Source organism: Mycobacteriales bacterium, assembly GCA_036497565.1.
In the GTDB taxonomy this organism is placed as follows: Bacteria; Actinomycetota; Actinomycetes; order Mycobacteriales; family QHCD01; genus DASXJE01.
This window is the reverse complement of record DASXJE010000218.1, coordinates 1-3,762: the sequence shown is the minus strand read 5'-3', so window position 1 is coordinate 3,762 and position 3,762 is coordinate 1. Positions and strand designations below refer to the sequence as shown.

Below are 3,762 nucleotides of genomic sequence, written 5' to 3'. Positions count from 1 at the left end.
TTCGAGCGCGTCCTCTTCAACCTCGTCACGAACGCGCTTCGTCACACGCCGTCGGACGGCTCGGTAGCGGTCCGCGTCGAGCGGCGCGCCTCGGATCTGCTCCTACGCGTCGAGGACAGCGGCGAGGGCCTTTCGGCGGAGGCACCGGCGCGGATGTTCGAGCGCTTCTGGCGGGCGGACCGCGCGCGCAGCGGCAGCGGGGCCGGCCTTGGGCTGGCGATCGCCCGCGGCCTCGTCGAGGCGCACGGCGGCCGGATCTGGGCCGAGAACCGCCCGCAGGGCGGCGCTTGTGTCGCCTTCACGCTGCCGCTCAGCTCTGCGAGCTAAGCCGGCATCGCCGCGTTGGCTTGGGCCGAGAGCAACGCGACGACCTCCGCGCGAGTCGAGACGCCGAGCTTGCGTTCGACGGATCCGACATGGCGGCGCACCGTGACGGGTGCGACGCCGAGCTCGGTGGCGATCTCCGCGGTGCTGGCCGCGCGCAACAGCATCTCGGCGACCTCCCACTCGCGCGCCGTCAGCGCGACCCTGCCCCTGCCCGCGAGAACGACGGTGCGCCGGCGCTCGCGCGTCCTCAGCTCGTCGAGCAGCCGTGAGACGAACCTCCGCGGCACGGCGGGCTCGCCGCGCAGAGCACCCTGGATCACGAACGGGAGCCGCGCAGGATCGAGGCTCTGCGTCAGGTAACCGCTCGCGCCCGCCCGCACAGCGGCCATGAACTCCTCCTCGTCGAGGTGGTCGGTGAGGAGGATCACGCAGGCGGTCGGAACGCGCGTGGCGATCTCGTTCACGACCCGGAGTGCCTGGCCGGATGGGTCGAGCCCGAGCAGGCAGACGTCGGGGCGGTCACGCACAGCTGCGTTGACGGCGGATTCGGCGTCGGCGGCTTCGGTGCAGCGCGCCTCCGGCTCGAGCGCCAGGCGGAGCCCGACGCGCGTCGGCAGGCGCTCGGCCGCGATGAGCACATGCGCTCGTTTCGTCGGAACGGTGGCGGTCACAGGGCCGTGACCTCGAAGACGACAGGTCCTCCGACTACGATCTCTCTGTGCGCGTTCTCATTGCCGACGACCACCGTCTCATAGTCGAGGGAGTGAAGCGGGCCCTCGAGGAGGCGCCAGACTTCGAGGTCGTCGGAGAATGCAACTCCGGGTCGCAGGTGCTGCCGCTGGTCGGCCGCACCAATCCCGACATCGTGCTGCTCGACCTGCGCATGCCGGGCGCCGACGGGCTTGCCTGCCTGAGCCGCATCCGCAAGCAGCATCCCGACGTGAAGGTGGTCGTCCTCTCGGTCTCCACCGACGAGAACGTGATCCAGACCGTGCTCAAGCGCGGTGCCAGCGCCTTCATCGTCAAGAGCATCAATCCGATCGACCTGCCCTCGGCGCTCCGCCAGGCGGTCGACGGGACGGTCTACAGCGCGATCGGCCTGCCCGATCCCGGCGAGAGTGCGGCGCGCGCCGCCGGCCTCACCGAGCGCGAGACCGCGATCCTCGCCGCCCTCGCGCGCGGCCTCTCCAACGAGGCCATCGGCAAGGAGCTGTGGGTGGCGGAACAGACGGTCAAGTTCCACCTCACGAACATCTATCGCAAGCTCGGCGTCTCGAACCGCACCGAGGCCGCTCGCCTCGCGTACCAGAACGGGCTCGTCGAGAGCCCGATCGACGACCGCTGACCTAGCACTCATCCGAATCCGAGCCTCCCCTGGGAACCAGGAGGGGGCACAGGTTGGTTCCCGTGCCCCCTCTGGATGCTTGCTTAGCCGGTGACGGGCGGGGTGAAGACGCCTCTGACGCCGATGCGCTTGCCGCTGCAGCCTGCGCCGTTCGGGCTGCCGAGCGGGGTGAAGACGAGGATGCCCTTCTTCTTCATCTTCAGGACGCGCTTGGTGACGCCCTTGGCGTTGGAGGGCTTGGTCTTGAGGTTGATCCCCGCACCCTTGATCCGGACGCGGACGCCCTTGGCCGCCTTGCCAGCCTGGGTCAGGTGGATGGTGACCGTAGTCTTGCGACCCACGATCAGCTGGCCGGGCCTGATCCTCTGGATCGCCACGCAGGGCGGCGTCGCCGGGCCGACGGTCACGGACGCGGTCGCCGTGTTGTTGGCCAGGGTCGTCTCCGGCCTGTCACCGGACACCACGACCGTGTTGCTCTGCGTGCCGAAGGTGGTCGGCGTGGTGACCAGGGTGATCGTGACCGTCGCGCCGACAGCCATATTGCCGATGTCGCAGGTCAGGCTCGCCCCACCGGTGCAGGTGCCCTGCGTCGAGGACGCGGAGACGAACGTGTTCCCGGCCGGCATCGGATCGGAGATCTTGACCCCCGTGTCGTCGCTCGGGCCGTTGTTCGTCACCACCATCGTCCAGGTGATGTTGCCCAACCCGATCTGGCTTGCCGGCGAGCCGACCTTTGTGATCGCCAGGTCGACCAGGGCCTGCACGCAGGTCGAGGCGGTCGACTGATCGCTGCCGTCGTTCGAGGTGGTCACCTTGCCGGTGTTGTCGACCACGCCCGTCTCGGGGCAATCGCCGCCGGTCGCGCCGGTCGTCGGCGAGCTGATGTGCACCGTGAACGTCGACGCGGCCTGCGTCGTGCCGGCCTTGACCGTCACCGGCACACAGGTCAGCACACCGGCGCTGATCGAACACGGAGTCGCGTTCGGCCAACCCGCACCGACCTTGTCGATCGACCAGGACAGGCCCGCATTCGTCGGCAGCTTGTCCGTCAACACCGCGCCGTGAGCGTCTCCGCTACCCGAGTTGAACAGCGTCATCGTGAACCCGATCGGATCGCCCACATTGACCTGGGCCTTGTCCGCCGTCTTCAAGATGTGGATCGCCGCCGCCGCCACACACGTCGTCGCGGTCGACTGATCCGACCCGTCGTTGCTCGTGCTCACCTTGCCCGTGTTGTCGACGACACCACTACCGCCGGGGCAGACGCCGCCGCTGGCCGCCGTGGTCGGCGAACTGATGTGCACCGTGAACGTCGACGCGGCCCGCGTCAGCCCGGCCTTCACCGTCACCGGCACACAGGTCAGCACACCGGCGCTGATCGAACACGGAGTCGCGTTCGGCCAACCCGCACCGACACTGTCGATCGACCAGGACAAGCCCGCCTTCGTCGGCAACGTGTCCGTCAACACCGCGCCGTGAGCGTCTCCGCTACCCAGGTTGTACAGCGTCATCGTGAACCCGATCGGCTCGCCCGCATTGACCTGGGCCTTGTCCGCCGTCTTCAGGATCTTGATCGCCGCCGCGTTCACGACCAGCGTCTCGTCCGCGCAAGCCGAGGAGACCGGGCCGGTGTTGTTGGAGTCACCCGAGTAGAACGCCCGGAAGTAATAGGTTCCGGCGCTGTTGAAAGTCACATCGTCCGAGTTCGGCACCGACCCGTCGTTCACCGTCTTGTCGCCGGCACTCGTGCCACCGGTCGTCGCGTAGGTGCCCGCCTGACAACCGGACAAGCTCGAGTAGTAGCGGTACTTGACCGTGCCACCCGCATCCGAAGTCGCACCCGCCAGCGAGGCCGAGTCATGAATCGTGTCGCCAACATTGATCGACGAAGACGACAACGTCGTCGAGATCGTGGGCGTGTTCGGGCTCACCACCAGCGTCTCGTCCGCGCAAGCCGACGAGACCGGGCCGGTGTTGTTGTTGTCACCCGAGTAGAAGACACGGAAGTAATAAGTGCCGGCCACGTTGATCGCACCGGTCGAATCAGAATCCGGCACGCTGCCCCCGGACACCGACTTGTCGCCCAGGCT

At 68.1% G+C, this 3,762-nt stretch carries 4 protein-coding genes; 2 read left to right on the top strand and 2 right to left on the bottom strand.

Annotated features, from left to right (window positions below):
• Window positions 1–327: sensor histidine kinase (locus VGH85_17635; GenBank protein HEY2175631.1), on the top strand; the 327-nt coding region annotated here is incomplete at its 5' end.
• Here VGH85_17635 and VGH85_17630 read toward each other — a convergent pair.
• On the bottom strand, window positions 324–965 hold the full coding sequence (locus tag VGH85_17630) for a response regulator transcription factor (GenBank protein ID HEY2175630.1): 642 nt from the start codon (window positions 963–965) through the stop codon (window positions 324–326). The two genes, VGH85_17635 and VGH85_17630, sit on opposite strands and share 4 nt — an antisense overlap.
• An 80-nt stretch (window positions 966–1,045) precedes the next feature.
• On the opposite strand from VGH85_17630, the gene VGH85_17625 reads away from it, so the two are divergent.
• On the top strand, window positions 1,046–1,672 hold the full coding sequence (locus tag VGH85_17625) for a response regulator transcription factor (GenBank protein ID HEY2175629.1): 627 nt from the start codon (window positions 1,046–1,048) through the stop codon (window positions 1,670–1,672).
• A gap of 83 nt (window positions 1,673–1,755) precedes the next feature.
• On the opposite strand, the gene VGH85_17620 is transcribed toward VGH85_17625, so the two are convergent.
• Window positions 1,756–3,762, bottom strand: a 2,007-nt coding sequence (locus VGH85_17620; GenBank protein HEY2175628.1) for a DUF11 domain-containing protein, incomplete at its 5' end; no start/stop codon positions are given.